We start from the raw sequence: 23002 nt of genomic DNA, 5'->3' as shown, positions 1-23002 counted from the left end.
GAGGTATTGATCATAATTCGCCAAACTGGCTGTACATTTCTTTGAGTTTAGGCTCCGTTTCCTTTGCTCTGATATCTTTTCTGATTGAATTTACACCCTGAATATCTGTAAGCAGGCCCAGTACCTGAAACGCTCCGAACCGAACAAAATACGCCGGATTGTTACGTGCCAGACTTTCCAGAATCGGTATGCTCTGGCGTTGAATATCCTGTTTTGATTTGATCAGATATTTTCCGAAAACCTGCAGGAAGTTGTATTTGTCTGACGGTTTCATTCTCTTCATTTTTTCCAGAAACCAGTTGTAACGACCTGGCTCTGCTAATCCTGCATAATAATTACCTACAGAGGTTACGATAGCGTCATTAGGTGAATCCTCGAATCGGACTGCGATTTCACCCGCATCAGAAGGTTGTCCCATCAGATATTTTTCCAGGGCAACTGATACAACCTGATAGGAACTATCCTCCAGCGCCTGGCGGTATATACTGTCGCTGTTATTATCCCCGTACGAAGCCAATGTAATGATTGCTTCAGAACGTACCTGAGGATGCGGATCCAGTCTTGCTCTTTCCTGAATGATTTTCTCAATGTTGACAAAACCTTCTCCCTCATACTCTGAGAAATTTGAAATAGCCATCTGGCGCAGTTTCCAGAAGGGATCATTCATTGCTCTGATCAGAATACCACGGGCTGTAGTGTCTGCCAGTTTTCCTTCGAGGCTTGACAATGCTTCATATTTTGGTAAAAAATCGGTAGCATGCGTGTACTGAAAAGCCATTTCAGGACGGATTTTCTCATGTTCAATTGTTCCAAGTAACTGAGATTCGCCATCTATCAGTACAAGGTCAGGTTTTTTCGCTGCCGGAAACTCAAATGTCTGGTTGGCTTTGTCCAGCACAATATCATAACGGTTCTTTTTGCCAGCTACCCACACATCCACCTTCATGGGCAAGCGGTAAACGGTAGTGGCTAAGGTATCCTGAGCCTGTTTGATTTTCAGTATTACCTTATTGGAAGCGAATTGCTGCTCTACTTTCAGTTGAGGGTGTCCCGGTCTGTGGAACCACTGATCAAAAAACCAGTTGAGGTCTTCTCCGGTAACCTTTTCAAAGGATATTCTCAGATCGTCGATTTCGGCAGTTCCGAATGCATGTGTTTGCAAATAGTGTTTCAGAGATGCAAAAAACGCTTCATCACCAGTGTATTTACGAAGCATGTGCAGGATTCTACCACCTTTGGCATAAGAATGGCTGTCAAACATATTTTCGGCGTCCTTGTAGAAGTACCGTATCATCGGTTCCTGCTTCGTTTCTGCCTCACCAAAGTATTGCTTCATTTCCTGAAGATTCTGCCAGTCTGCTTCGTTTTTGCCATCGTTATATTCACTCCACAGGTATTCCGAGTAGTTGGCAAAAGATTCGTTTAATGGGAGCTGCCCCCATTCCTCGCAGGTAACATAGTTTCCAAACCATTGATGGGCAAGTTCATGTGCGATGACTGCGTCAGAGTTGCCGTCGATGAGTGAACGTGTGTCATTTTGCACCGATTCTTCATGCGTGGTTGCAGAGGTATTCTCCATTGCTCCGGCCACGAAATCTCTGACCGCTACTTGTGCATACTTTTCCCATGGGAAATCTACTCCGAAAATATTGGAGAAAAAGCCAATCATTTCAGGTGTTCTGCCGAAAATAGCATGTGCATCACCGCCATATTTCGGCTCGACGAAATAGCTGAGTTCCAGTCCGCCAGGCATGATATCCTTTGCAACAGCAAAATCACCGATAGCCATCATGGCCAGGTACGGAGCATGTGGTAATGTTTGTTTCCAATGATCAGTTCGGAGGTCTTTTTTTGTTTCCTGACCAACAAGTAAGCCGTTGGAAAGCGTTTTGTAGGTGCTGTCTACAGTAATGTAAATATCCTGTGTGAACTTCTGGTTAGGGGCATCGATGGTTGGAAACCAGCATGAACTGCCTTCTGTTTCTCCCTGTGTCCATATTTGCTTAGGCTTACCTTCCTCCATTCCATCAGCATTGATGAAGTAAAGACCTTTGTCGGATGGGTGATCGTCGGATTGGTCGCGGAGGATATCATTGGGGCGTGCGGTATAAGCGATCCGTAAGTACAAGGTATCCTTTCTTGTATATGTTTTACCTAGTTTTATGTTGAGCTTACGCTTGTCGTAGGTATACTCCAGCTTTTTCTGAATACGTTTGGTGATATCTGCTGCAGATGCATCTCCGTAGTTGGAGAGACTATCCAGCAATACAACTTCTTTTACATCAAATCCCTTTGCATCCAGTTCGAGGATATTGGAAGGATAAAAATGGGGTTTAAATTTGATGATGGCCGTAGCCGGCATTTGTTGGCGTTGCCAGTCAAAACTTACGTCTAGGCGAGTGTATAAGATGTCACTTTTCATCGCACGCTCTGGTCGGTAGGGCCCCTTCGGAGTTACCATTCCGGGTATCCTGCGGTACAAGGTATCGGGTAAAACCGACGCAGCTGTTGTACTGGCGGTAATCAATAAGATTAGTAAGAAAGAAAGCGTGTGTATGCTTTTTTTAATAAAACTATAACTCATATCTGTGGTCATAACCGTTTCTGGTTTGGACGTAAGGGTGAAGTGATTCAATTGTTTATTATGATTTGGGTCGCTAAACCTTAAATGTCACGCTGGTTTCTGCAGCTCGTCGGGCGGGGATGTAGGAAACAGCCATGGTAATGATAACGATAATGGCTCCGGTAAAGAATATATCTCCCCAGATTAATTTCACGGGATAGGCATCCACAAGGGAGCTGGCCATACCCATAGATACAAATCCATATTCGGTTTGCGCCAGGCATATTGCTATACCGGAAGCAAGTCCTGCTAAAGCTCCGCTAAATGCTACGATGGCCCCTTCGAATAAAAATATATTCCGGACCAGCACAGGCGTTGCGCCTAATGCATAGAGCATAGCAACATCCTTTTTCTTTTCAATGGCAAGCATGCTCAACGAAAAGAAAATATTAATAGCTGCTACAAGAATGATCAATGACAATGTGATGGAAACAAATAGTTTTTCTACCCGAATAGCTCTTAACAAATCGGCATTCAGAGAATCCCTGTCTTTGACTACAAAATCCTTGCTAAGTCTTTTGGCTATGGCTGCACTCACCTTTATTTCTGAGTATCCGGGAGCGGTCTGAATCTCTAAAGCTGATCGCTCTCCGTCGTATTGCATCAGCGATTCCACTACTGCCAGCGGCGCAATGATGTAATCGTCATATCTTGTTTCAATGAAAAAAATACCTCCGGGTCGTATAAGTGCCTGACTGAATGCATCAGGTGAGTTGAGGTTCAATGTTTTTTTTCCCGTATTGGGGTATAACAGCTCAATGGGTGTGAGAATTTCCGCCAGGGAGATGGACAATGCGTTCCTTATTCCTTCTGCTACAATGGCATAAGGAGTTCCGTTGGGTCCATATAATTTAAGAGATCCTTCTATCAGAGCCGAATCAAGCTGGCCGGTAGATACAAAGCTGCTGTCAACTCCCTTGATCCTGACAATTGTCTGCGAATTGCCATATCTTGCCAGAGCATTGTCTTCAATAACCTGGGTAACAGACTTGACACCATCTACAGATTGAATGATATGTATCAGGGAGTCGGAAATAACAAACCTTTTTCCTTCCCTGGGTAAAATCTTTACATCTGCATCAAATGTACGGAAGATCTTTCTGTTCAAATCTTCCATGCCGTTGAATACCGAAAGTACCACTACCATAGCCATAGTTCCTACGCCCACACCTGCCATGGCAATGCGGGCAATAAGACTTATGAAACTACGCTTGTTGCGGGAAAAGAAATACCTTTTTGCTATCCGGTAAGAAAGATTCATTTCAGCGGTATGTCAACTCAGTTAGATTCTTCCTCGTCTTCTTCGGGAGCAGGCGGAATAACCAGACCTGAAAAAAGTTGATTCATTTTGTCGGCATACTCTGCAGTGTCGTCGATATAAAATTGAAGATGCGGTACGATACGTAGCTGGTGGCGTACGCGATCCCCCAATTTTTGGCGGAAAAATTTAGTATTCTCGCGGATTGTTTCGAGCAGGAAGTTTTTGTTTTTATCGGGCAGGAAGCTCAGATAGGCTCTCGCTATACCCAGATCCGGCGTTACGCGTACTGCTGTAATGGTTACGAACGCTCCACTTGTCAGATGCTGCGCATCTTTCTGGAAAATCTCACCCAGATCTTTCTGAATCTGTCTCCCTACCTTTTGCTGTCTTTTTGATTCCATTTCTTGCTGTACAGATTTTTAGCCATTGCAACACCCATTGTGTTATTTGTCAACGGCTATATATCGGCTGTTTCGTATTTAAATAACCACAAATATCCATACTTATTTTGTTTTTGTAGAACCCGGCGTTGTAATTTCGTGAAAGTTATTCTCACGGGATTCATAACCGACACATTTCTTGCTAAGTTTTTTCAGAGTTAATGCGAAGTACCAGATCGTCAGTCTGGTTATATTTTTCCTGCTGCTGAGGTTGCCTTTTTTTCTGGGTGGAGCTCCTTTGCTGATCCCGGAGCACAGCTGGATGCTCGTAGGGGAACAGATGCATCATGGTTTTATGCTTTACCGGGATATATGGGATAACGTGAGTCCGTTCTCCGGAATGGTATACTGGCTGCTGGATACGCTTTTCGGAAGGCAGCAATGGGTGTACCAGCTTACGGCAGTAATTGTCTCATTGATTCAGATTATTTATTTCAATTACGTAATCAATTCAAGAGATGCTTTTCCCGAGCGGACTTTTATTCCGGGAGCCATCTATGCGCTGTTTCTGAATGTGTCTTTTGACTTGGGTACATTATCTCCTATGTTATTGGCAAATACTTTTTTGCTATTCGCTTTTGGATCAATTGTGAAAATATTGGTTCGGCGCGAAGTGAGCAATCAGGTTTTTGAAATGGGGATGTACATAGGAATTGCTTCGTTGTTCTATCTTCCTGCTTCACTTTTTATGGTGTGGGCTTTTCTTGCGCTGCTATTTTATACGGGTTCCACGATACGTCATCATTTACTGGGATTGTTCGGGTCTGTTTTTCCGTTGCTGATGGTCGTTTTGTTCTTCTATATGAATGATAGCGTGGAGAGCTTAAACAGAAACCTTCTGACCTCTGTGTTTCAGGTGAAGCAATATAATTTTAACGATTTTGCTTCTCTTCTCGCATCTCTTTTGTTGCCACTTGGTTTTGGAATTATGGGTTTTACGAGAATATTTACAACGCAGCGTTTCGTCAATTACCAGACCAGGATTCAACAAGTAATGGCGCTATGGTTTATTGTAGCTGTATTTAGTATTCCACTGATGCAGTACCTGGCTCCGATGCAGTTTATTATCTTCATTCCTCCTGCGGCATTTTTTGCAACGCACTATTTTCAGAGTTTTAAGAAGAAAAGTATCCTGGATGAGGTACAGTTTATATTTATGGGAGCTATGATCGTGCTGATCCAATACCAGGGGTTACGTGGGATATTGCCAGGAGTCGCTATGGGTAAGCTGGAAAATCTGCGTGTGAAGGAAGCGGCATTGCCTTCAGAAATTCAGAATAAAAGGATATTGGTGCTGGGACAGCATTCGGGGGAATACGTGAATAACCACACGGCGACTCCATATCTGAACTGGGATCTGGCCAGCTACGATTTAATGAATCTGGATAATTTTGACAGTGTGATCCATATCTATGATAACTTCAGGAAAGACCCGCCCGACTATGTAATCGACAAATCGAATATCATGCCGAAGTTGCTGAACCGGGTACCCGCCCTCAAAAGGCAATATGTACCCAGTCCATGGAAAGGTATTTATCAGCGTAAAATCTAGATCAGCAAGCGATTTTATTCACACGTGTCTGATGTCTGCCTCCTTCAAATTCAGTATTTAAAAATGCCTGGATACTAGCCAATGCGGTCTCCAGTTCGATAAATCTTACAGGCAGGCAGATTACGTTTGCATCATTATGCTGCCTTGCCAGGGGTGCCAGCGGTAAATCCCAAACAAGTGCCGCACGGATGCCCTGATGTTTGTTGGCGGTGATACACACACCCTGACCGCTTCCACACAACAAAACACCCTTTTCAAATTCTCCACTTTCTACACCACTGGCAACCGGATGTGCAAAATCGGCGTAGTCGGCTGATTCTTCACTGTATGTTCCGAAATCTTTAACCTCAAAACCGTTGGCGGTAAGCCAGTTGATCACAGGCTCTTTGTAAGGAAATCCGGCATGATCTGAACCGATAGCAATTTTTCTCATTACTTTTTTGTTAATTGTAACCCCTCTGTATGAAAGAGGCGGTGGATTGGTGAATTTTACTTTATAAGCGAATTGTGCTATAAAGGTAGTATTATCTGTTTTATAACTAAATTGACTTTATCAATATGAGTGAAGAAATAAAACCAACTGAAGGCGAACTGATAGACGTATCTCTCTTGAATCCGGCAGTTCCGGAAGATGAAAAAAGAATCAAAGAAGCATTTGAAGATAGAAATTGGAGTGAGATCAAAAGTGCCGATTCCTGGGTAATATTTAAGGTTATGGCCGAATTTGTTGAAGGGTTTGACAAAATGGCGAAAATTGGGCCTTGCGTTTCCATCTTCGGATCGGCGCGTACCCTACCTGATAATCCCTATTACAAAGTAGCAGAAGATATAGCCGCCAAGCTGGTACGTCATGGTTACGGCGTCATCACCGGTGGTGGGCCGGGTATCATGGAAGCGGGGAACAAAGGTGCATTTGAGCAGGGTGGGAAATCAGTGGGACTTAACATTAAGCTACCATTTGAGCAGCACAGCAATATTTATATTGACCCTGATAAGAACATCAATTTTGACTTTTTCTTTGTGCGGAAAGTGATGTTTGTCAAATATTCGCAGGGATTTATCGTGATGCCGGGAGGCTTTGGTACGCTGGATGAATTGTTTGAAGCGATGACGCTGATTCAGACGAAAAAGATCGGACGGTTCCCTATTGTGCTGGTAGGTAGCTCCTACTGGTGCGGGTTGATGGACTGGATCAAAGGCGTAATGTTATCCGAGAAAAATATTAATCCTGAAGATTTGAAACTGATCAGTATCGTCGATACTCCGGATGAGGCTGTGAAGGTTATTGATGCTTTTTATTCCAAGTATCTGTTGAAACCTAACTTCTGATTTTGGGTGAATAATAGGCAGACTTGTAGTAATTACTGTGGTTGCTACAAGTCTGTTTTTCAATACAATTGATTTGTATGAAAGGTGGTTGATTTTTTTTATTTTTGAGTATAAAGACGAAATTATGGCTACGCTGACGTTGAAAATCGAAGATGAAAAGGTGGACTTTTTTAAAGAACTTATTCAGTATTTTTCATTTGTTAAAATACTTGAAGAAGGCAAAGCGAAGCAGTCAGACATTTCCGAAAATGAATTGGATGGTTTGTTTGGCGAGATTCCTGAGTAATCCTGATTTTTCCGCTCTCGCCATTCCCGATTTTGATAATTATCAAAGGAATCTGCAGTATCTATCCTCACTTTTGTGGCATACCAATAGATGTGCAACACGATGAGAAAAGTAGTTCTGCTATTCGTTAATACTCTCCTGTCTCTGCTGCTAGCTCAGCAATCCATGGCTCAAAGTACGAAGGACTTTCTAAAAGACTTTGAAGCATTATCCAAAGCCCGATTTGATTCTGTTAAAGCAGGTCATTTACTGGAAACCTACTTTACACTGCTTACGCCGTTCAATCAGGTCAATCAATTGGCTAAGAGAATGAAGGGCGAAAAGCTGGTTCAATTTCCTATTGCTGAAATTACAGAACAACCCGTTTACAGGCAACAGATTGAAGGTATGCTTGAATCCGACTTACCTCAGGTAAGACTGCTGGGGTATTTAATGATCGCTTCAGGTGGCGATAAGAAAAGGGTAGGAGTATTGGCGGACAAACTTAAAACAGAACCAAATGAAAGTTGTTCGTTATGGCTGGGTATGGGGCTGATGTCATTGGGATATACTGAAACCTCTACGCTCTTTCCCTGGGTAGTGAAGAGAAATGTGGAAGCCCGTGGATTCTTATTCCCGATGTTTGTAAGTCTGGCTCCTGATTCTCTTCAACAAACTGCATATCAATTTATTGATAGTGAGGACTGGAATGAGCGGATTCATGCTGTTCAGTTACTCAGCTATACAAAGAAATCAGTCAGGTCAGATACAATGTTGAGGCATGCTATTGCTACATGGCCCGGATATTTAAAGGGATATGCAATAGTTCCTGCTCAATCATCTCAGATAGGGGAACTTATCACTTTACTTTCACCGCTGCTGGATAGTGTATTGACAAGACGAACTGCGCTGATCGCTTTGGCAGACAGTCCAACGGAGAATGACAGGCAATTTGTTATACGCTTAACGCAGGAAGACTCATCAGATAAGGCAGTAATGGAGGCACTTCAACGGTCAAGATACACCGACATGGTAAAGCATTGGTTGTTAAGCCTACAATCAGAAAAATTGCCTGCTGATTATTATGTCTCAGTATATCGCGATACACTTGTGAGAAGTGATGCATTGTTGCCTGATGTTCATGAAAGTTTGAAAAAGATAAAAAATCCTCGAATACTAAGCGGTCTTTTACCAGTCCTGAAAGGTCGGGAGGATACAGCATCGCAGAAAATTTTAATAGATTTTTTACATAACCCTGACCATTCGATCAGAGAGACGGCTGGCAACACTTTGGCTGGTACATGTTCAGAAGAACTGAAACGTATTTTGCCTGAAATAGTAAGCGATACTACATTGTGTACTGCTCCGCTGTTTGACTTGCTGATAACTTGTGGAAATGATTCACTTCAGGATGTTGCAGAACGAGTTTATCGGACAAGCTCCGACAATTTTATGGCAACCAATGCTTTAACATACCTGTCTGTTTTTCCAAAGAATAAGCATTTGAGTCTTTTCAGGGAGGTGTTAAAGGACAGGGAAGGAGAGTTTCGGACGATCAACAGAATTGCGGCCATAGGGCTTGCTCAATTGATGGACGTGTCTTCAGTAAAAAGTATTATTGAGGTGAGTGAAGAGGAAAGGAAAAATGCGGATTTGAATTCAATGGCCTACATTAAAGCGCTGGGGAAACTCAAAAGCAATACTTCAAAGAAATATATAGCTTCATTTTTGGGAAGTAAGGATGAGCAGGTGAAGGAGCTGGCGTCGAAAATACTTAGTTCCTGGTAATGTTCAATAAGCCAGATAGGGTACAAGCTTCTCAATTGTTACAGCATCCAAAACCTTTACCTTTTTTAAATCCTCTGCTGAAGAAAAGATGCCGTGCTGGTTTCTGTAATTCACGATGACGTTCGCGAGCTTTTTATTACGTAGATACGAATGTGAACTGAGCTCCTCAACTGTAGCGGTATTGATATTTATTTTTTTTACTGCGGTACCTATTTTGGCATATTTGTTAAGCTCTGTTACCGCAACAGAGTCCAACCCGAATATCTCCGAAAACTGGCTGGTAGAATGAAAACCGCCCAAACCATCACGAAACTTAAGAATCCTGACAGATAGCTTACTACCAATTCCTTTTAATTTGATAAGCTGTGTTGTATCGGCGGTGTTAATATCGAAAGGTACCAGTGCAGGTTTGACATAGTTATTACCTCTTGCCGGAACATCTGCGAACTTTCTATCAGGGGTAAAAACGGGTTTTTCTGAATTGACAGGAATCTTGCTAACGGAAAGTGTAATGTAGGGTTCCAGACTTTTATAGGTGCTTGCAGGAAAATCGTAGATGTGCAGTAAATCTTCCTTCTTTCTGAATTTGCCTCCTTTACTTCTATATTTTTCAATTCTTTTGGCAAGAAATTCCGGTATTCCAAGCGTGGTCAAATCTTCAACAGATGCAGTATTGGGATCGAATGGAAATAACCGGATAGGCTTTTCTGCTTTTTTAGAAAATTCCTTCTTTTCGTAATTGTTGAAGCCAGGCTTTTCGGGAGCTTCCTTATTGAGTTCTGCGACAATACTGTCCAGTTTTTGTGTGTTGAGCTTTTTTTCTGTGAACGGGATAGGGAAATGAGGGAGAATCAATCTGCGAAAAACAAATGGTGTCCATATCAGAAAAGACATCAGAATGATCAGTACAAGCGCTCCCCGTGCTTCTTTACGGGATATACCAAAGAAATCCTGTAGCTGACTAATTATTTTCCGGATCATAATGTCTGAGGTTTGGTGTGCAAACACTTAGACGGTATGAGGTTAGAATGGTTTCCAGATTTTTAATTGGGAACCAGAGGCTATGATATTAAAGTCGCTATCGTTATGACATAGCTCCAAATCGAAATGAATAGCATAATAAGCTATCAGACAATCATTAGGTTTGCGGATTGTCAGTCCTTTCTTGCGTAAAGAGCGATACAACTGAGCGGCTGAATCGTATGTATTGAAATCCGGGGCAGGTAGTAATGGTAAATGTTCGATGTGGCCTTTAATTCTGTGATACATTGCATCATTTTTAATGCCTTGGAGTACTTCCTGAACGATAACACCGACCATACATACACTATCGTTACGAAGGGAATTCGCAAGAAGATCAGTTTTTGGGTTAATTATTCCATGGAAGTAATCAATCCAGATGGTGGTATCAAATATCCTGTACATCTTTTGTTCTCCATTCTACCAAATTTCCCTCCCATTCCACCTTCCCTCTCAAATCAAGCAATTTCCGGCGGTGTTCGGCAGCAATGTATTCTTTCAATGCGAATTCGATTGTTTGCTTTTTTGTCTTGATCCGGCTTATCTCCATTGCCTCTCGCATTAAGCTATCATCGATATCAATATTTGTCCTCATAATTTATATTTTTATACACACTAATATACAAATTTTATACACATACTTATTCAATGCCACCAAATTGTCTAATTTTGCCAACGCTCAAATTTGAGAAGCGGGACACGGTTGTTGTTCCTTACAGATTTATAAAATTTAAGTGAGTATTAAATGAGCCAATTACCAGCAACCTCTTTGCAAGACATTATCGGGCATGCAAAGGAATACGGATTTGTATTCCCTTCTTCTGAAATATATGATGGCCTTCAGGCTGTTTACGACTACGGTCAAAACGGCGTTGAATTAAAAAATAACCTGAAAGCGGCATGGTGGAAAGCCATGACGCAATTGAATGATAATATCGTCGGTATTGACGCATCTATCTTCATGCATCCACTTACCTGGAAAGCTTCGGGACACGTAGATGGCTTCAATGATCCGATGATTGATAATAAGGATTCAAAGAAACGCTACCGTGCCGATCAGTTGCTCGAAGGAAAAGCAGAGCAATATGAAGCAGAAGGCCAGCCGGAAAAGGCAAAAGCACTTTTGGCTGAAATGGGTCGTTTGCTGAGTGCTGAGGATTTGAATGGGGTAAGAGAGCTGATCATCACTGAAAATATAAAATGTGCCGTATCGGGCACGACCAACTGGACAGAAGTGCGTCAGTTCAACCTGATGTTCAGTACACAGGTAGGATCTGTTGCAGAAGATTCCAGCCTGATTTACCTGCGTCCGGAAACTGCGCAGGGAATTTTTGTCAACTTTCTGAATGTACAGAAAAGCGGTCGTATGAAGGTGCCGTTTGGTATCGCACAAATCGGAAAGGCTTTCCGTAACGAAATCGTTGCGCGCCAGTTTATTTTCCGTATGCGTGAGTTCGAACAAATGGAGATGCAATTCTTCATTCGCCCTGGTACTGAAATGGCATGGTATGAAACGTGGAAAGAAACGCGTCTGAAATTCCATAAAGCCATTGGTTTGCCAGCAGAGAAATTAAAATTCCATGATCATGAGAAACTGGCACATTATGCCAATGCAGCAGTGGACATTGAATATGAATTCCCGTTTGGTTTCAGAGAAATGGAAGGTATCCATTCAAGAACTGATTTTGACTTGAAAAACCATCAGGAGTTGTCCAAAAAGAAACAACAATACTTTGATTCGGAACTGGATGAAAATGGTAAGCCATTCGGAAACTACATTCCTTACGTAGTGGAAACATCTGTGGGAGCGGACCGTTTGTTCTTAGCAACTTTCTGCAACGCTTACACAGTTGAAACGGTGGGAGAGGGTGAAAACGAAAAACAAAGAACATTCCTGAAGTTGCATCCTGCTTTGGCTCCTTTCAAGGCGGCTGTGCTTCCATTGGTGAAAAAGGATGGTTTGGCAGAAAAAGCACAAGCTATAGCTAATTCACTTAAATCGTCATTCCGTACTACTTACGATGATGGTGCTGCGATTGGGAAGCGTTATACACGCCAGGATCTGATCGGAACACCATTCTGTATCGTGATTGATTACCAGACTATGGAAGATGATACTGTAACGATCCGTCATCGCGACACTATGGAACAGGAACGTGTGGCTATTAGTGAGCTAAAAGAGAAAATCGGCTATGAAGTAGCTGTGGAGCGGATTCTTGAAGCGATTTAATAATCCAAAATGATATAAAATATAAAAGCCGGGGCAAATGCTCCGGCTTTTATATTTTAGAAATATATTAAGTTACACTCAGGCAAGCTTAACATTGATTGCGTTAAGGCCTTTGCGCCCCTCCTGAAGGTCGAAAGTTACATCGTCGTTTTCGCGAACTTCGTCAACCAGACCTGAGATATGTACAAAGTAGTCTACTCCTGATTGTGTGTCTTTAATGAACCCGTATCCTTTTGAGTCATTGAAGAATTTTACTGTTCCTTGATTCATATTAATTTATTGTATTATAAAACTTAGACAAAGGTAGAGATTGTAAGTCAATATATGTTCAAATATTTACAAGGTGGTAGAAGTAACGGGGTTGTACTGCATGTTTTGTCAGAACTTCACTTTTTCATTTGGGTCAATCTGTCTACCTTTGCGTTTTAGATAGCATATACATGACAGAACAGATTCTGATTTTAGATTTTGGCTCCCAGTACACGCAATTAATAGCGCGTCGGATTCGTGAGCTTAATGTTTATTGTGAAATCCATCCTTACAATAATTTCCCCGAACTTACACCGAATATCAAAGGCGTTATCCTGTCAGGCAGCCCATGCTCAGTACGGGATGAAGATGCGCCTCAGGTAGATCTTGATAAATTCCGCAAGATCGTTCCGGTTTTAGGTGTCTGCTACGGCGCTCAGCTTATGGCTCAGTTGCTTGGGGGAGATGTAAAACCATCGCAACACAGAGAGTACGGGCGTGCTCACCTCAAAATAGATGATACAGATTCTTCTCTATTGGCAGGTTTGTCGGCATCTTCACAGGTATGGATGTCGCATGGTGATACAATTGTAAAAGCTCCGCATAATTTTAAGGTAATTGCTTCAACTGAGTCAGTACACGTTGCTGCCTATAAAGTAGAAGATGAGCTGACATACGGTATTCAGTTTCACCCGGAGGTAACACACTCTACGGAAGGAAAGAAGCTGATGGAAAACTTTGTTGTCAATATCTGCGGTTGCAAGCAGGACTGGACTTCTGACTCCTTCGTGGATCAGTCGGTGAAGTCGTTGCGTCAGCGCCTTGGCAACGACAAAGTGGTAATGGCACTTTCCGGTGGTGTGGATTCTACAGTAGCGGCGATTCTGGTACACCAGGCGATCGGCAAAAATCTGTATTGCATATTTGTTGATAACGGACTGCTTCGTAAAGATGAGTTTGAGCAGGTTTTGCACTCTTACCAGGATATGGGTCTGAATATCAAAGGTGTTGATGCGAAAGATCACTTCTATGGTTTGTTGTCGGATTTGTCAGAACCGGAAGCGAAGAGAAAAGCAATCGGAAAAGCATTCATTGATATTTTCGATCAGGAGGCACATTTGATCGAAGATGTGAAATGGCTTGGACAAGGCACGATTTATCCTGATGTTATCGAATCTGTTTCGGTTAAAGGTCCTTCAGCTACTATTAAATCGCACCATAATGTAGGTGGTTTGCCTGATTTCATGAAATTGAAAGTGGTAGAGCCTCTGAATACATTGTTTAAAGATGAGGTGAGAGCTGTAGGGAAAACTCTGGGTATCGATCCGAAAATTTTAGGTCGTCACCCATTCCCGGGTCCTGGTCTTGCAATCCGTATTCTTGGGGAAATAACTCCTGAAAAAGTGGCCATTTTGCAGGAAGTAGATGCGATTTTCATTGGCGGACTCCGTAAATGGGATCTGTATAAGGACGTTTGGCAGGCAGGTGTAATGCTTCTTCCTGTGAAAAGTGTAGGTGTGATGGGTGATGAGCGTACCTACGAAAGTGTGGTTGCTTTAAGAGCTGTGACCTCAGTGGATGGTATGACTGCCGACTGGGCACATTTGCCATACGATTTCCTTGCTGAAGTATCCAACGATATCATCAATAAAGTAAAAGGAGTAAACAGGGTAGTTTATGATATTTCGTCAAAACCGCCTGCAACTATTGAGTGGGAATAACTATTTCTGACCGATTAGTAGCTATATAATAAAAGAAAGCGGACGATCGTCCGCTTTCTTTTATTATCAGTGTATGTAATTGTGTTATTTGTGTCACGATCGCCCGACTCCGCGGCTGATCAGACTAAGTACAAAAAGTACAAGAAATACAAAGAATAAAATTTTAGCTATACCGGCCGCTCCTGCAGCTATTCCGCCAAATCCAAGCACTCCCGCAATAATGGCAACTACCAGAAATATTACTGTCCATCTAAGCATAATTGACAAAAGGTTAAGTTTGTTAAATGTGATATGACTGAATAATTACCAATTGTATGCCAGCTTTGAAAATGTCGAAATCGGCTTGCAGAGTGAGTTGACTGGCTTTACAAGTGGTTAATTTTGTGGATATTGATGCACATATACGCTATTATTCAAGAGTTTGATAGCAAATTGACGGATTGGCAAGTGGTGGACAGATGAAGAATTTGAATGACTACGTGTCGGTTTGATGTATTTTGAAGAGATTTTAGATTGACCAAATAAAATGATAATGAAAAAGTTACTCGCAGTTTTTTTTGTAGCTCTGGCTGGTGTCCCGGTGTCTGCTCAGTCGGACAGGTGGCAGCAGCGTGCGAAGTATGAAATGGATATTAAGTTTGATGTGGAGAAACATCAATATAATGGTACGCAGAAACTGGTTTATACCAATAACTCACCGGATACGCTTACTAAGGTGTTTTACCACTTATACCTGAATGCTTTTCAACCGGGCAGCCAGATGGATGTTCGGTCACGTACAATCAGCGATCCCGATGCACGTGTAAAAGACCGTATTTCGAAATTGTCCCCTTCAGAAATTGGTTATGAAAAAATCCTTTCGCTGAAGCAGAATGGAAAACCACTTCAATATAAAGTGGTGGGTACTATTCTGGAAGTTACATTAGCAGAGAAAATTCTTCCTAAAACACAGCATACATTTGATATGCAATTTGAGGCGCAAGTGCCGGTTCAGATCCGCCGTACGGGAAGAGACAACGCTGAGGGAATCGACTATTCTATGGCACAGTGGTATCCTAAAATGTGCGAATACGACTACGAAGGCTGGCATGCGAATCCCTATATCGCCAGAGAATTCTATGGTATTTGGGGTGATTTTGATGTGAAGCTGACTATCGATGCATCTTATGTGGTTGCAGCTACCGGGTATCTTCAGAATCCTGATAAAATCGGACATGGCTATAGCAAGAAAGAAGTGAAGCATAAAGCAGGTGATAAACCTACCTGGCATTTCATTGCTCCGGAGGTGCACGACTTTGTATGGGCCGCTGACCCTGACTACAAGCATGATATCGTGAAAGTGGACGATAAACTGGATCTGCATTTCTTCTATCAGGGCGATTCTTTGTCCAAAGTGTGGAAAGAAATGGAGCCGATGGCAGTGAACACTTTCAAGATCATGAACGAAAAATTTGGCCGCTATCCTTACAAGCAATACTCGGTGATTCAGGGTGGAGACGGTGGAATGGAGTATCCGATGGCCACGCTGATCACCGGAAGGCTGAACCTGAGATCTTTGGCGAGCGTAACTGTTCACGAGTCAATTCACAGTTGGTTTCAGATGATTCTGGGAACCAATGAGTCAAAGTATGGCTGGATGGACGAAGGGTTTACTACGTATGCCCAAAACATAGTGATGGCTGAATTATTCCCTTCCAAAGTTGATCCGCAGCGAGCTACTACTGCCAGTTATATTGCCTTGGCAAAGTCGGGTATTGAAGAACCCTTAACAACCCATGCTGATCATTTCAATACCAACCGGGCATACAGTGTTGCAAGTTATTCCAAAGGTGCGGTTTTCATCAATCAGCTGGGATATATCATTGGAAAGGATAAGTTGGAAACAGTGATGAAAAGATATTTCAATGAGTGGAAATTCAAACATCCGAATCCGACAGATTTGAAACGTATTGCAGAGAAGGAATCAGGTTTGGAATTGGATTGGTACTGGGAGAACTTTGTAGGAACTACCAAAACGATTGATTATGGTATCAAAGAAGTTATAGCTGCTGCAGGTAAAACAGATGTAGTTCTGGAAAGAATCGGACAAATGCCGATGCCTCTTGATGTGGTTGTAAGCTACAAGGATGGCTCAATTGAGAATTTTTATATTCCGATGGAGATCATGAGGGGAGAGAAGAAGGAGAATCTGTATAGCAAAACCACATTACTTTCCGACTGGGGCTGGACGTATCCGGAATACACATTCACAATTGATAAAAACCTGAATGATATTGAAAGGATTGTAATTGATCCAAGTCAGCGGATGGCTGATATCAACCCGGAAAACAATATTTATCCTTCACTACCTAAGGAATTGCCGAGATTCAAAGGAGAGAAGGTGCAGTAGATATTGCAAAATGAAAAACAACTGCTATTTGGATCGAGGAGTCCCGAACCAGATAGCAGTTGTTTTATATAGCTTCGCAGATTTCACTGATTTCCTCTACAACTCCCTAAAACTATCTTTTAAATACAGGCTCTGGTATTTCAATACCGTTCGGATTATTAAAAATCAGCGTTATTTGAGTACTGTCAACTTTAAGTATTCCCTCGTTGCTCCACTGAGGACTTTTTAATTCGAGCTTGTACTCACCGTTCTGGAGCGCACCTAATTTAATCTGACTGGATGCGGGGCCGCCGGACAACGTGCAGATAGTAGGTGTAATGATCTTTTTGTAATTAATGAGAAGCTGATTCTTATAGGATAATTTTTCAGTTTCAATGCTCATATTTCCGCAAGAATAACCGGCTTTGGTCTTGGCCGACAAATAGATTTCCTTCTCTTCTTCACTTATGCCATTGGCAGAACTTTCTGATACGCTAATTATCAAATCAGAATCTATCACTGAGTTGTCATTAACGTTGATCTCTTTATCCCGGCATTGAGACAGTAAAATAAGAAGTACTGGCAGATAAAGTATTTGTTTCTCATATTGACCAGATGTATCAGACCAGGAAATAGTTAGAATATTATCATTAAAATTATTGATTATTTGATAATATATTAACTACCTGCCAAACTTAAGAATTGTTCCTATTCTGAGTCCCATCCGCTGAAATTCAGCTCCGTGAAACTGTCCAACCACTTCGACCTTCACCACCCGGTAAATATTTGCGACTCCGTAAACGAGCTCGGTGTAATTACGCATGGTAGGCGCTTTAAGGTAATGTACCTGCAGGTTTTCAGACAAACCGGTTACGCGTAAAGGCTCTATGCGGGTAAGGAGGAAATGCTGCAACGACCAGATCGCATGCCCCTGTACGAACCATTCGGCGGTACTATACTCGTAATAGGGAAGCATTTTGAACTGGTAAGGTGTATCTCCCCAGAGGAAAAAGAATTCGTTACCCATGAAATGCCGGTAGTCGTTGAAATACATCTTTTTTGTACTTAAAAAACCTCCTCCATTAATACTATAATCCAGATTGCTCCTTGGGCCAATGTTAAGATTTTGTCTGATAGTTGCCTGCAGAAGAGAATAATCCACGTCGCCGGCAAATGGTAATCCGGATTTGTAATTGATGGCCAGAGATGGTCCCTTACTTCTTAAATACCTTTTTTCCCCGTTACGGATCAGATATCTGCGCCATGGCCGGATGTGAGCAGTGAAATCAAAAAGAATAGCATTATGTTCAGGAAAGCCGGTATCAGATAGTTCGTTGTTTAAAGGTCTGTTGGGCGTGTAATGATATTTGTCCCATAGGAAAATAGGGCGGGAGCTTGGCTCGTTAAAGAGCTCCTTCCTTTTTTCGTATTCCAGACTAACATCAAACCCAAAAATATCCCCGATGTTTCTCAATGAATATTCAGCCCGAACGTAGCGCTGTTGATAAAGCTTCATCAGACTTCGTGAAAAAAAGCGTCCTGCAATACTGTTAGGGAAAGGGAGAATAGGATTATTTCTGTTGATCTGAGAGGCCATTTCGCCTCCCGACAAAGTGAAATCCCAGTTAGTATTCCCCACATTTGCCTCAATATTGCCGTACAATCTCTTGCGTCCAAAGGAATACCGGGCCAACGGACGCAGGCCGAAATGCTTTGTCTTGTCCCATGTTTTCTTCCATTCTGTAATGATGTTGAGCGCGTTGCCTTCCACTGCATTATAGCTGATGGCCCATAGCGGACTTTTGAAATAAAAGGAATTACCATTACCGAGCGCGTAGGTATTACCGGTTGCAAGGTGCCTCAATTTGAAATGTGTCGAATCAGGCTTGGTCTTTTCAGCATCTTTTACGACTTTGATACTGTCCTGTAATGAGTAACTGCTGACCTCAGAGGACGTGAGCGGTATAGGACGAAGATTTTCCCAGTAGGTCGTATCCCTTTTATTAGCCAGCGTGTCAATGATGATTGAATCCTGCCTGACCACACGTTTATTACCAGCAATTTTCTGTTCTTTTCTCTGCTCTTTTTCGTATTGTTTGGTCAGTTTCCTGAAGTTTTTGGTAGAAAATTCCTTTTGCTGTTCAATAAGTTTATCCAGTTTTCCACTGGCTTTAGGGGCAGTTTCTTTTTTGTGGTCTTCGATGACGATGTCTTCTCTCAGTCCCGGATCGATATTTAATTTGCTATAAGTAACAGAAACCAGATACCTGAATTCCCCGGCAAACCCCAGATAACCTCCATCCAGTTTGAATTGTTGGTTGACGGGCAACCACACATTATCAATAGGAGAGAAGGATTGTTTGGCAGATATGTTCAAACCGCTGGTTGTAGTCTGTAAATCATAACTGTGAATAGCCCACCGGTCTTCAATAATGAATAAACTACCTTTGAACACGCCTTCACCATAAGCTTTTGGAATGACTTTGATCTTATTTACCACCACACCCCGGTCTTCAAAATAACCCTGATACTCGTAACGGTAGTAGCCAAATGCCTTGGGAGAAAGTGGCGAAATGGTCCCAGCGATTTCCGGACTATATAAACTTGCCAGAATGTATTCGTTAGGAGACGGAATGCTGTTATCCAGACTATTACGGGTGGAAATGATACGCTGACTGTAATTATTTGGTCTGCTGTATTTAATTTCCGCAACACTTTCATTTAGAATGGCCTTACCTTCCTGTATACCCTCTTTTTTTAGTCTTCTTGCTATCAATGTGGGAATTTTCGTAGGAAGCCCGGTACTGCGGGAATACACACGTGCTGTATACCCTCTCACCTGAAGTTGGTGAAATCTGGCTTTCGCAATTGCCCTGCGCATGATCGTGTAGGCTGGATCTTCCTTCGATGAACCGACGCTTGCTTCTTTCAAAGTAAGTGCCTGCTCTTCCAGTTGAACGTTGAGTTCTACAAATGAATTGTTGATAACAACAGAACGTACCAGTGTTTTGAAGCCAAGATATTGGAAACTGATTTCATAGGATCCGGGCTCCAATGTGAGTTCATACACGCCATCAGCATTAGCCATGGTACCATTGCTGCTGCCTTTTACAGACAAGCCGGCATAGGGCAATGCCTCACCTGTAACGGTTGTTATTTTTCCTCTGATACCTTTGCCGTTGGTAAGGCCTGACACCGAAAACAAGAACAGAAAGATGATGGCAATACGCATGTTATGAATTTACAGTCTTATAATAGTCTGGTTGCTGCTACTCGTGCAAATGATGTCCGCAGTGGCTGCAGTAATTAGCGCTTACGGGCATAGATTTACCACAGGACAGGCATTCAGTATTCTCAGATTTTTTCTTTTCAGGTTGTGTACGAGACATTTCTACAGTTACTATACCTGTAGGAACCGCTATAATAGCATAACCCATGATCATCACGATAGACGATATCACCTGACCTACAGCGGTTTTAGGCGTAAGGTCACCATATCCAACGGTTGTTATCGTAACAATGGCCCAATAAATACTCTGCGGAATACTTGTAAAGCCATGTTGCTCACCCTCTACTACATACATAATCGTACCAATGATGAGAACGAGGGCTACGATCGTCAGCATAAACACAGCAATTTTTTGCAAACTGGCCGCTATCGCTGTCTTTAGTACATGAGCATGGTGAACAAAACTGGTAAGTTTCAGAATACGAAATACCCTGAGAAGTCTCAGAATACGGATCGTAACCAGAAAATGACCGGCAGGCAGAAGGAAGGTGAGATAGAAAGGGATGATTGCCAGAAGATCTATAATTCCGAAGAAACTGAAAAGGTATTTCAGGGGGCTTGGATGGCTGTATAGTCTCAGGAAATACTCAATGGTGAATACGATCGTAAAAAAAACCTCCAGCGCATGTAAAATATTGTGGTACTGCGAGCGGATGGATGGTACACTTTCGAGGCATACTGTAAGTACGCTGAGTAGGATAAGCCACAGGAGTATGAGGTCAAACTGGCGACCAGGACGGGTGTGAGCCCCGAAAATCGTAATAAAGAGCTTACCTCGTAAAGACTTACGATCAATTGCCATGGCTTATTTTTGCTATAAGCTAGCAATGTAGTAAAAGCGCGTTAATTGCGCAAAACGGCAAAATCCGGCATCGAGGGTAAAATACCTTCAATACCGGACGCATGCGTAATGTCTAATCGCAATTTCCGTCTATGTCGCAGGCCGCTCCGTCAGCAAGGTTAACAAGGGATGCCGGATTCGCATTTTCCCATTCTGAAAAAGATTTTTCCAGTGCCCCTAAAAAAGTCTCAGGTTGCTGCGCACCGGAAACTGCATATTTCCGGTCCAGAACGAAGAAGGGTACTCCTCTTGCGCCCACCTGCTGAGCTTCATAAACATCCTGACGAACCTGTTCACTGAATGCTGTTCCTTCCAAAACCGTTTTCAATTCTGCACGGTCCAGTCCGATTTGTACGCCCAGGTCAAGCAACGTATTGATATCAGCTGTGTTCTTACCATCAGTAAAGTATGCTTTGAAAAGTTGCTCCTCAGCCTGATCGCCCTGACCTTTAGTTTTTGCAAACTGAACAAAACGATGTGCATCAAAAGAATTGGCAACCACCGCCTTGTCCATGTTGTATACCAAACCAACCTCTGCAGCGATAGAGGTAACGTGGTCATTCATCTGAGCAGCATAATCCAGCGACCAGCCTTTTGCTTCAGCCAGATATTCGTTGATCGTTTTATCTGGTTCCGTTTTCATAGCCGGGTTAAGCTGAAAACTTTTCCATTCAATCTCAATTTTTTCCTTCTGAGGAAACTGTTCTAGAGCGGCTTCAAATTTCCTTTTGCCTATGTAACAAAAAGGACACATTACGTCACTCCATATTTCAACTTTCATAATAGTATCGTTTTGAACCAATTTTTATTCAACACAGTAGCCGATAGCCCTTAAATTGTTACAAAAAACTCTTCATTAGGTCTTCTTACTTTTTTCGCAGAAGCAAGATGGTCATTCGTACTGTCGCGGTAGCCTAGTGTCATCATTACAACACTTTTCAAACCTTTTTCATTCAACCCTAGTACTTCATCTAGCTTCGCATTATTGAACCCTTCCATTGGCGTAGAATCCACATGCTCAGTGGCCGCAGCAACAGATGCATGGCCCAAAGCGATATACGCCTGTCGGGCAGCCCAATCAAAATTCACTTGCTCAGTTCTGCTTAGTATACTATCTGATATTTTCTGCTGAAACTGCTCAAGGGAAGTCACATCGAGACCACGCGTACTAGCAATCAGATTCATATAGGCAGTGATGTCATCAGCGGTAATTTTCTCCCAAACTGCAAATACTAGCAGGTGAGAAGATTCTTTAATTTGCGGTTGCGGTGCAGCTTCGTTAAAAATTCTCTCTTTCAATGCTTTGTCGCTGATGACAAGTACCTTATAGGGTTGCAAGCCTACTGAGGATGGAGAAAGTTTGATAGCTTCAAGAATATTATTCAGTTTATCCTCCGGAATTAACTCGCCATTCATTCTTTTAGCAGCGTATCTCCAGTTTAGTTTTTCGATCAGATCACTCATTTTTTCTTTTTTTAAATTGATATGCAAACTTAAATAAATATACTATACATTTGTAAGTACTATACCAAAGGATAGTTGAATTATTGAAAAATGGAGATAGCGGAAACAAATTGCTCGCACAAGAATCATACACAGGGTGATTGCATTAAAAGTATTTTACCTGTGAAGGATGCACTTGAGGTACTGAGTGGAAAATGGAAGTTACCGATCATTATTTCACTTATGTTTGGAAATAAGCGCTTTTCACAGATAGCAAAAGAGATTCCCGGGATTACGGATAAGATGCTATCGAAGGAATTAAGAGATCTGGAAGCAAATTGTTTGGTGAAGAGATCAGTATATGATGCTATTCCGGTAGTCGTAGAATATTCCCTTACCGATTATGGGCATACATTAAAGCCGGTTATAGAGGTGTTAAGAGTCTGGGGTACAACACATCGTGAGAGAATTATGGGTAGAGTAGAATTAGCAGTACAGGATTGATTATACTAATTACAATTTAAATGGACGTATTCTTAATATATGGAAAACAGGTAAGTGAAATTACGTTGTCAACTGATGA

General features: G+C 42.1%; 22 protein-coding genes. 8 read left to right on the top strand and 14 right to left on the bottom strand.

Annotated elements, in window-relative coordinates:
• Window positions 1–10: 10 nt before the first annotated feature.
• The 3 genes from DSL64_RS27875 to rbfA form a co-directional block, all read right to left on the bottom strand.
• Window positions 11–2596 (bottom strand): M1 family metallopeptidase, encoded by a 2586-nt coding sequence (locus DSL64_RS27875; protein ID WP_115834256.1) that lies wholly within the window; start codon window positions 2594–2596, stop codon window positions 11–13.
• Window positions 2597–2657: 61 nt separating this feature from the next.
• The gene (locus DSL64_RS27870; protein WP_115834255.1) at window positions 2658–3884 is read right to left on the bottom strand and encodes an FtsX-like permease family protein; all 1227 of its coding nucleotides are present in this window, start codon (window positions 3882–3884) and stop codon (window positions 2658–2660) included.
• A gap of 17 nt (window positions 3885–3901) precedes the next feature.
• A complete protein-coding gene (gene rbfA, locus DSL64_RS27865; RefSeq protein ID WP_115834254.1) occupies window positions 3902–4285 on the bottom strand; it encodes a 30S ribosome-binding factor RbfA in 384 nt (127 codons plus the stop codon).
• A gap of 178 nt (window positions 4286–4463) precedes the next feature.
• On the opposite strand from rbfA, the gene DSL64_RS27860 reads away from it, so the two are divergent.
• Entirely contained in the window at window positions 4464–5876 is a 1413-nt protein-coding gene (locus tag DSL64_RS27860) for a hypothetical protein (protein ID WP_115834253.1), read from the top strand.
• A 1-nt stretch (window position 5877) separates the two neighbouring features.
• Here DSL64_RS27860 and rpiB read toward each other — a convergent pair whose 3' ends face one another.
• Window positions 5878–6309: a ribose 5-phosphate isomerase B gene (gene rpiB / locus DSL64_RS27855; RefSeq protein ID WP_115834252.1), complete on the bottom strand. Its 432-nt coding sequence runs from the start codon at window positions 6307–6309 to the stop codon at window positions 5878–5880.
• Window positions 6310–6434: 125 nt separating this feature from the next.
• Here rpiB and DSL64_RS27850 point away from each other — a divergent pair, with 125 nt between their 5' ends.
• From DSL64_RS27850 to DSL64_RS27840, 3 genes are all read left to right on the top strand, one after another.
• Complete coding sequence (locus DSL64_RS27850) at window positions 6435–7205, top strand: LOG family protein (protein WP_115834251.1); 771 nt, start codon at window positions 6435–6437, stop codon at window positions 7203–7205.
• A gap of 124 nt (window positions 7206–7329) precedes the next feature.
• The gene (locus DSL64_RS29065) at window positions 7330–7491 is read left to right on the top strand and encodes a hypothetical protein (RefSeq protein ID WP_158547991.1); all 162 of its coding nucleotides are present in this window, start codon (window positions 7330–7332) and stop codon (window positions 7489–7491) included.
• A gap of 102 nt (window positions 7492–7593) precedes the next feature.
• Window positions 7594–9258: a hypothetical protein gene (locus DSL64_RS27840; protein WP_115834249.1), complete on the top strand. Its 1665-nt coding sequence runs from the start codon at window positions 7594–7596 to the stop codon at window positions 9256–9258.
• A 3-nt stretch (window positions 9259–9261) separates the two neighbouring features.
• Here DSL64_RS27840 and DSL64_RS27835 read toward each other — a convergent pair whose 3' ends face one another.
• Genes DSL64_RS27835 through DSL64_RS27825 form a run of 3 tightly spaced genes read right to left on the bottom strand, consistent with a single transcriptional unit; the run spans window position 9262 to window position 10873 of the window.
• Window positions 9262–10239: a ComEA family DNA-binding protein gene (locus DSL64_RS27835; RefSeq protein ID WP_115834248.1), complete on the bottom strand. Its 978-nt coding sequence runs from the start codon at window positions 10237–10239 to the stop codon at window positions 9262–9264.
• Window positions 10240–10281: 42 nt separating this feature from the next.
• Complete coding sequence (vapC, locus tag DSL64_RS27830) at window positions 10282–10683, bottom strand: type II toxin-antitoxin system VapC family toxin (RefSeq protein ID WP_115834247.1); 402 nt, start codon at window positions 10681–10683, stop codon at window positions 10282–10284.
• Window positions 10667–10873, bottom strand: coding sequence for a type II toxin-antitoxin system VapB family antitoxin (locus DSL64_RS27825; RefSeq protein ID WP_115834246.1), 207 nt, complete (start codon window positions 10871–10873; stop codon window positions 10667–10669). The genes vapC and DSL64_RS27825 overlap by 17 nt, the downstream gene beginning before the upstream one ends.
• A gap of 150 nt (window positions 10874–11023) precedes the next feature.
• Here DSL64_RS27825 and DSL64_RS27820 point away from each other — a divergent pair, with 150 nt between their 5' ends.
• Window positions 11024–12508, top strand: coding sequence for a glycine--tRNA ligase (locus DSL64_RS27820; protein WP_115834245.1), 1485 nt, complete (start codon window positions 11024–11026; stop codon window positions 12506–12508).
• A 78-nt stretch (window positions 12509–12586) separates the two neighbouring features.
• On the opposite strand, the gene DSL64_RS27815 is transcribed toward DSL64_RS27820, so the two are convergent.
• A complete protein-coding gene (locus DSL64_RS27815) occupies window positions 12587–12778 on the bottom strand; it encodes a cold-shock protein (RefSeq protein WP_115834244.1) in 192 nt (63 codons plus the stop codon).
• Between the two features lie 170 nt (window positions 12779–12948).
• Between DSL64_RS27815 and guaA the strand changes: the two genes are divergently transcribed.
• Entirely contained in the window at window positions 12949–14478 is a 1530-nt protein-coding gene (gene guaA / locus DSL64_RS27810; RefSeq protein WP_115834243.1) for a glutamine-hydrolyzing GMP synthase, read from the top strand.
• A gap of 93 nt (window positions 14479–14571) precedes the next feature.
• Here the strand turns inward: guaA and DSL64_RS27805 are convergent, their stop codons facing one another.
• A complete protein-coding gene (locus DSL64_RS27805; RefSeq protein WP_115834242.1) occupies window positions 14572–14736 on the bottom strand; it encodes a DUF1328 family protein in 165 nt (54 codons plus the stop codon).
• Between the two features lie 268 nt (window positions 14737–15004).
• On the opposite strand from DSL64_RS27805, the gene DSL64_RS27800 reads away from it, so the two are divergent.
• Window positions 15005–16867, top strand: a complete 1863-nt coding sequence (locus DSL64_RS27800) for a M1 family metallopeptidase (RefSeq protein ID WP_115834241.1) — start codon at window positions 15005–15007, stop codon at window positions 16865–16867.
• Between the two features lie 112 nt (window positions 16868–16979).
• Here the strand turns inward: DSL64_RS27800 and DSL64_RS27795 are convergent, their stop codons facing one another.
• The 5 genes from DSL64_RS27795 to DSL64_RS27775 form a co-directional block, all read right to left on the bottom strand.
• Window positions 16980–17351: a hypothetical protein gene (locus tag DSL64_RS27795; RefSeq protein WP_115834240.1), complete on the bottom strand. Its 372-nt coding sequence runs from the start codon at window positions 17349–17351 to the stop codon at window positions 16980–16982.
• 177 nt (window positions 17352–17528) lie between these two features.
• Complete coding sequence (locus DSL64_RS27790) at window positions 17529–20078, bottom strand: DUF5686 and carboxypeptidase regulatory-like domain-containing protein (RefSeq protein ID WP_115834239.1); 2550 nt, start codon at window positions 20076–20078, stop codon at window positions 17529–17531.
• Window positions 20079–20115: 37 nt separating this feature from the next.
• Window positions 20116–20937, bottom strand: coding sequence for an ion transporter (locus DSL64_RS27785; protein ID WP_115834238.1), 822 nt, complete (start codon window positions 20935–20937; stop codon window positions 20116–20118).
• Between the two features lie 112 nt (window positions 20938–21049).
• Window positions 21050–21757 (bottom strand): DsbA family oxidoreductase, encoded by a 708-nt coding sequence (locus tag DSL64_RS27780; protein ID WP_115834237.1) that lies wholly within the window; start codon window positions 21755–21757, stop codon window positions 21050–21052.
• A 50-nt stretch (window positions 21758–21807) separates the two neighbouring features.
• Window positions 21808–22440 (bottom strand): NAD(P)H-dependent oxidoreductase, encoded by a 633-nt coding sequence (locus DSL64_RS27775; RefSeq protein ID WP_115834236.1) that lies wholly within the window; start codon window positions 22438–22440, stop codon window positions 21808–21810.
• A gap of 90 nt (window positions 22441–22530) precedes the next feature.
• Between DSL64_RS27775 and DSL64_RS27770 the strand changes: the two genes are divergently transcribed.
• Window positions 22531–22923 (top strand): winged helix-turn-helix transcriptional regulator, encoded by a 393-nt coding sequence (locus DSL64_RS27770; protein ID WP_115834235.1) that lies wholly within the window; start codon window positions 22531–22533, stop codon window positions 22921–22923.
• The last annotated feature ends 79 nt before the right edge of the window (window positions 22924–23002 follow it).

Origin of the sequence: Dyadobacter luteus, assembly GCF_003383615.1 — a bacterium.
In the GTDB taxonomy this organism is placed as follows: domain Bacteria; phylum Bacteroidota; class Bacteroidia; order Cytophagales; family Spirosomataceae; genus Dyadobacter; species Dyadobacter luteus.
Note: the sequence above shows the minus strand (reverse complement) of the source record. Positions and strands in the feature narration are given on the sequence as shown.

Excerpts from the sequence above, each read along its gene's own strand:
- DSL64_RS27875 (WP_115834256.1), bottom strand. The coding sequence starts at position 2,596 with ATGACCACAGATATGAGTTATAGTTTTATTAAAAAAAGCATACACACG.
- DSL64_RS27870 (WP_115834255.1), bottom strand. The coding sequence starts at position 3,884 with ATGAATCTTTCTTACCGGATAGCAAAAAGGTATTTCTTTTCCCGCAAC.
- rbfA (WP_115834254.1), bottom strand. The coding sequence starts at position 4,285 with ATGGAATCAAAAAGACAGCAAAAGGTAGGGAGACAGATTCAGAAAGAT.
- rpiB (WP_115834252.1), bottom strand. The coding sequence starts at position 6,309 with ATGAGAAAAATTGCTATCGGTTCAGATCATGCCGGATTTCCTTACAAA.
- DSL64_RS27850 (WP_115834251.1), top strand. The coding sequence starts at position 6,435 with ATGAGTGAAGAAATAAAACCAACTGAAGGCGAACTGATAGACGTATCT.
- DSL64_RS29065 (WP_158547991.1), top strand. The coding sequence starts at position 7,330 with ATGGCTACGCTGACGTTGAAAATCGAAGATGAAAAGGTGGACTTTTTT.
- DSL64_RS27840 (WP_115834249.1), top strand. The coding sequence starts at position 7,594 with ATGAGAAAAGTAGTTCTGCTATTCGTTAATACTCTCCTGTCTCTGCTG.
- DSL64_RS27835 (WP_115834248.1), bottom strand. The coding sequence starts at position 10,239 with ATGATCCGGAAAATAATTAGTCAGCTACAGGATTTCTTTGGTATATCC.
- vapC (WP_115834247.1), bottom strand. The coding sequence starts at position 10,683 with ATGTACAGGATATTTGATACCACCATCTGGATTGATTACTTCCATGGA.
- DSL64_RS27825 (WP_115834246.1), bottom strand. The coding sequence starts at position 10,873 with ATGAGGACAAATATTGATATCGATGATAGCTTAATGCGAGAGGCAATG.
- DSL64_RS27820 (WP_115834245.1), top strand. The coding sequence starts at position 11,024 with ATGAGCCAATTACCAGCAACCTCTTTGCAAGACATTATCGGGCATGCA.
- DSL64_RS27815 (WP_115834244.1), bottom strand. The coding sequence starts at position 12,778 with ATGAATCAAGGAACAGTAAAATTCTTCAATGACTCAAAAGGATACGGG.
- guaA (WP_115834243.1), top strand. The coding sequence starts at position 12,949 with ATGACAGAACAGATTCTGATTTTAGATTTTGGCTCCCAGTACACGCAA.
- DSL64_RS27805 (WP_115834242.1), bottom strand. The coding sequence starts at position 14,736 with ATGCTTAGATGGACAGTAATATTTCTGGTAGTTGCCATTATTGCGGGA.
- DSL64_RS27800 (WP_115834241.1), top strand. The coding sequence starts at position 15,005 with ATGATAATGAAAAAGTTACTCGCAGTTTTTTTTGTAGCTCTGGCTGGT.
- DSL64_RS27790 (WP_115834239.1), bottom strand. The coding sequence starts at position 20,078 with ATGCGTATTGCCATCATCTTTCTGTTCTTGTTTTCGGTGTCAGGCCTT.
- DSL64_RS27785 (WP_115834238.1), bottom strand. The coding sequence starts at position 20,937 with ATGGCAATTGATCGTAAGTCTTTACGAGGTAAGCTCTTTATTACGATT.
- DSL64_RS27780 (WP_115834237.1), bottom strand. The coding sequence starts at position 21,757 with ATGAAAGTTGAAATATGGAGTGACGTAATGTGTCCTTTTTGTTACATA.
- DSL64_RS27775 (WP_115834236.1), bottom strand. The coding sequence starts at position 22,440 with ATGAGTGATCTGATCGAAAAACTAAACTGGAGATACGCTGCTAAAAGA.
- DSL64_RS27770 (WP_115834235.1), top strand. The coding sequence starts at position 22,531 with ATGGAGATAGCGGAAACAAATTGCTCGCACAAGAATCATACACAGGGT.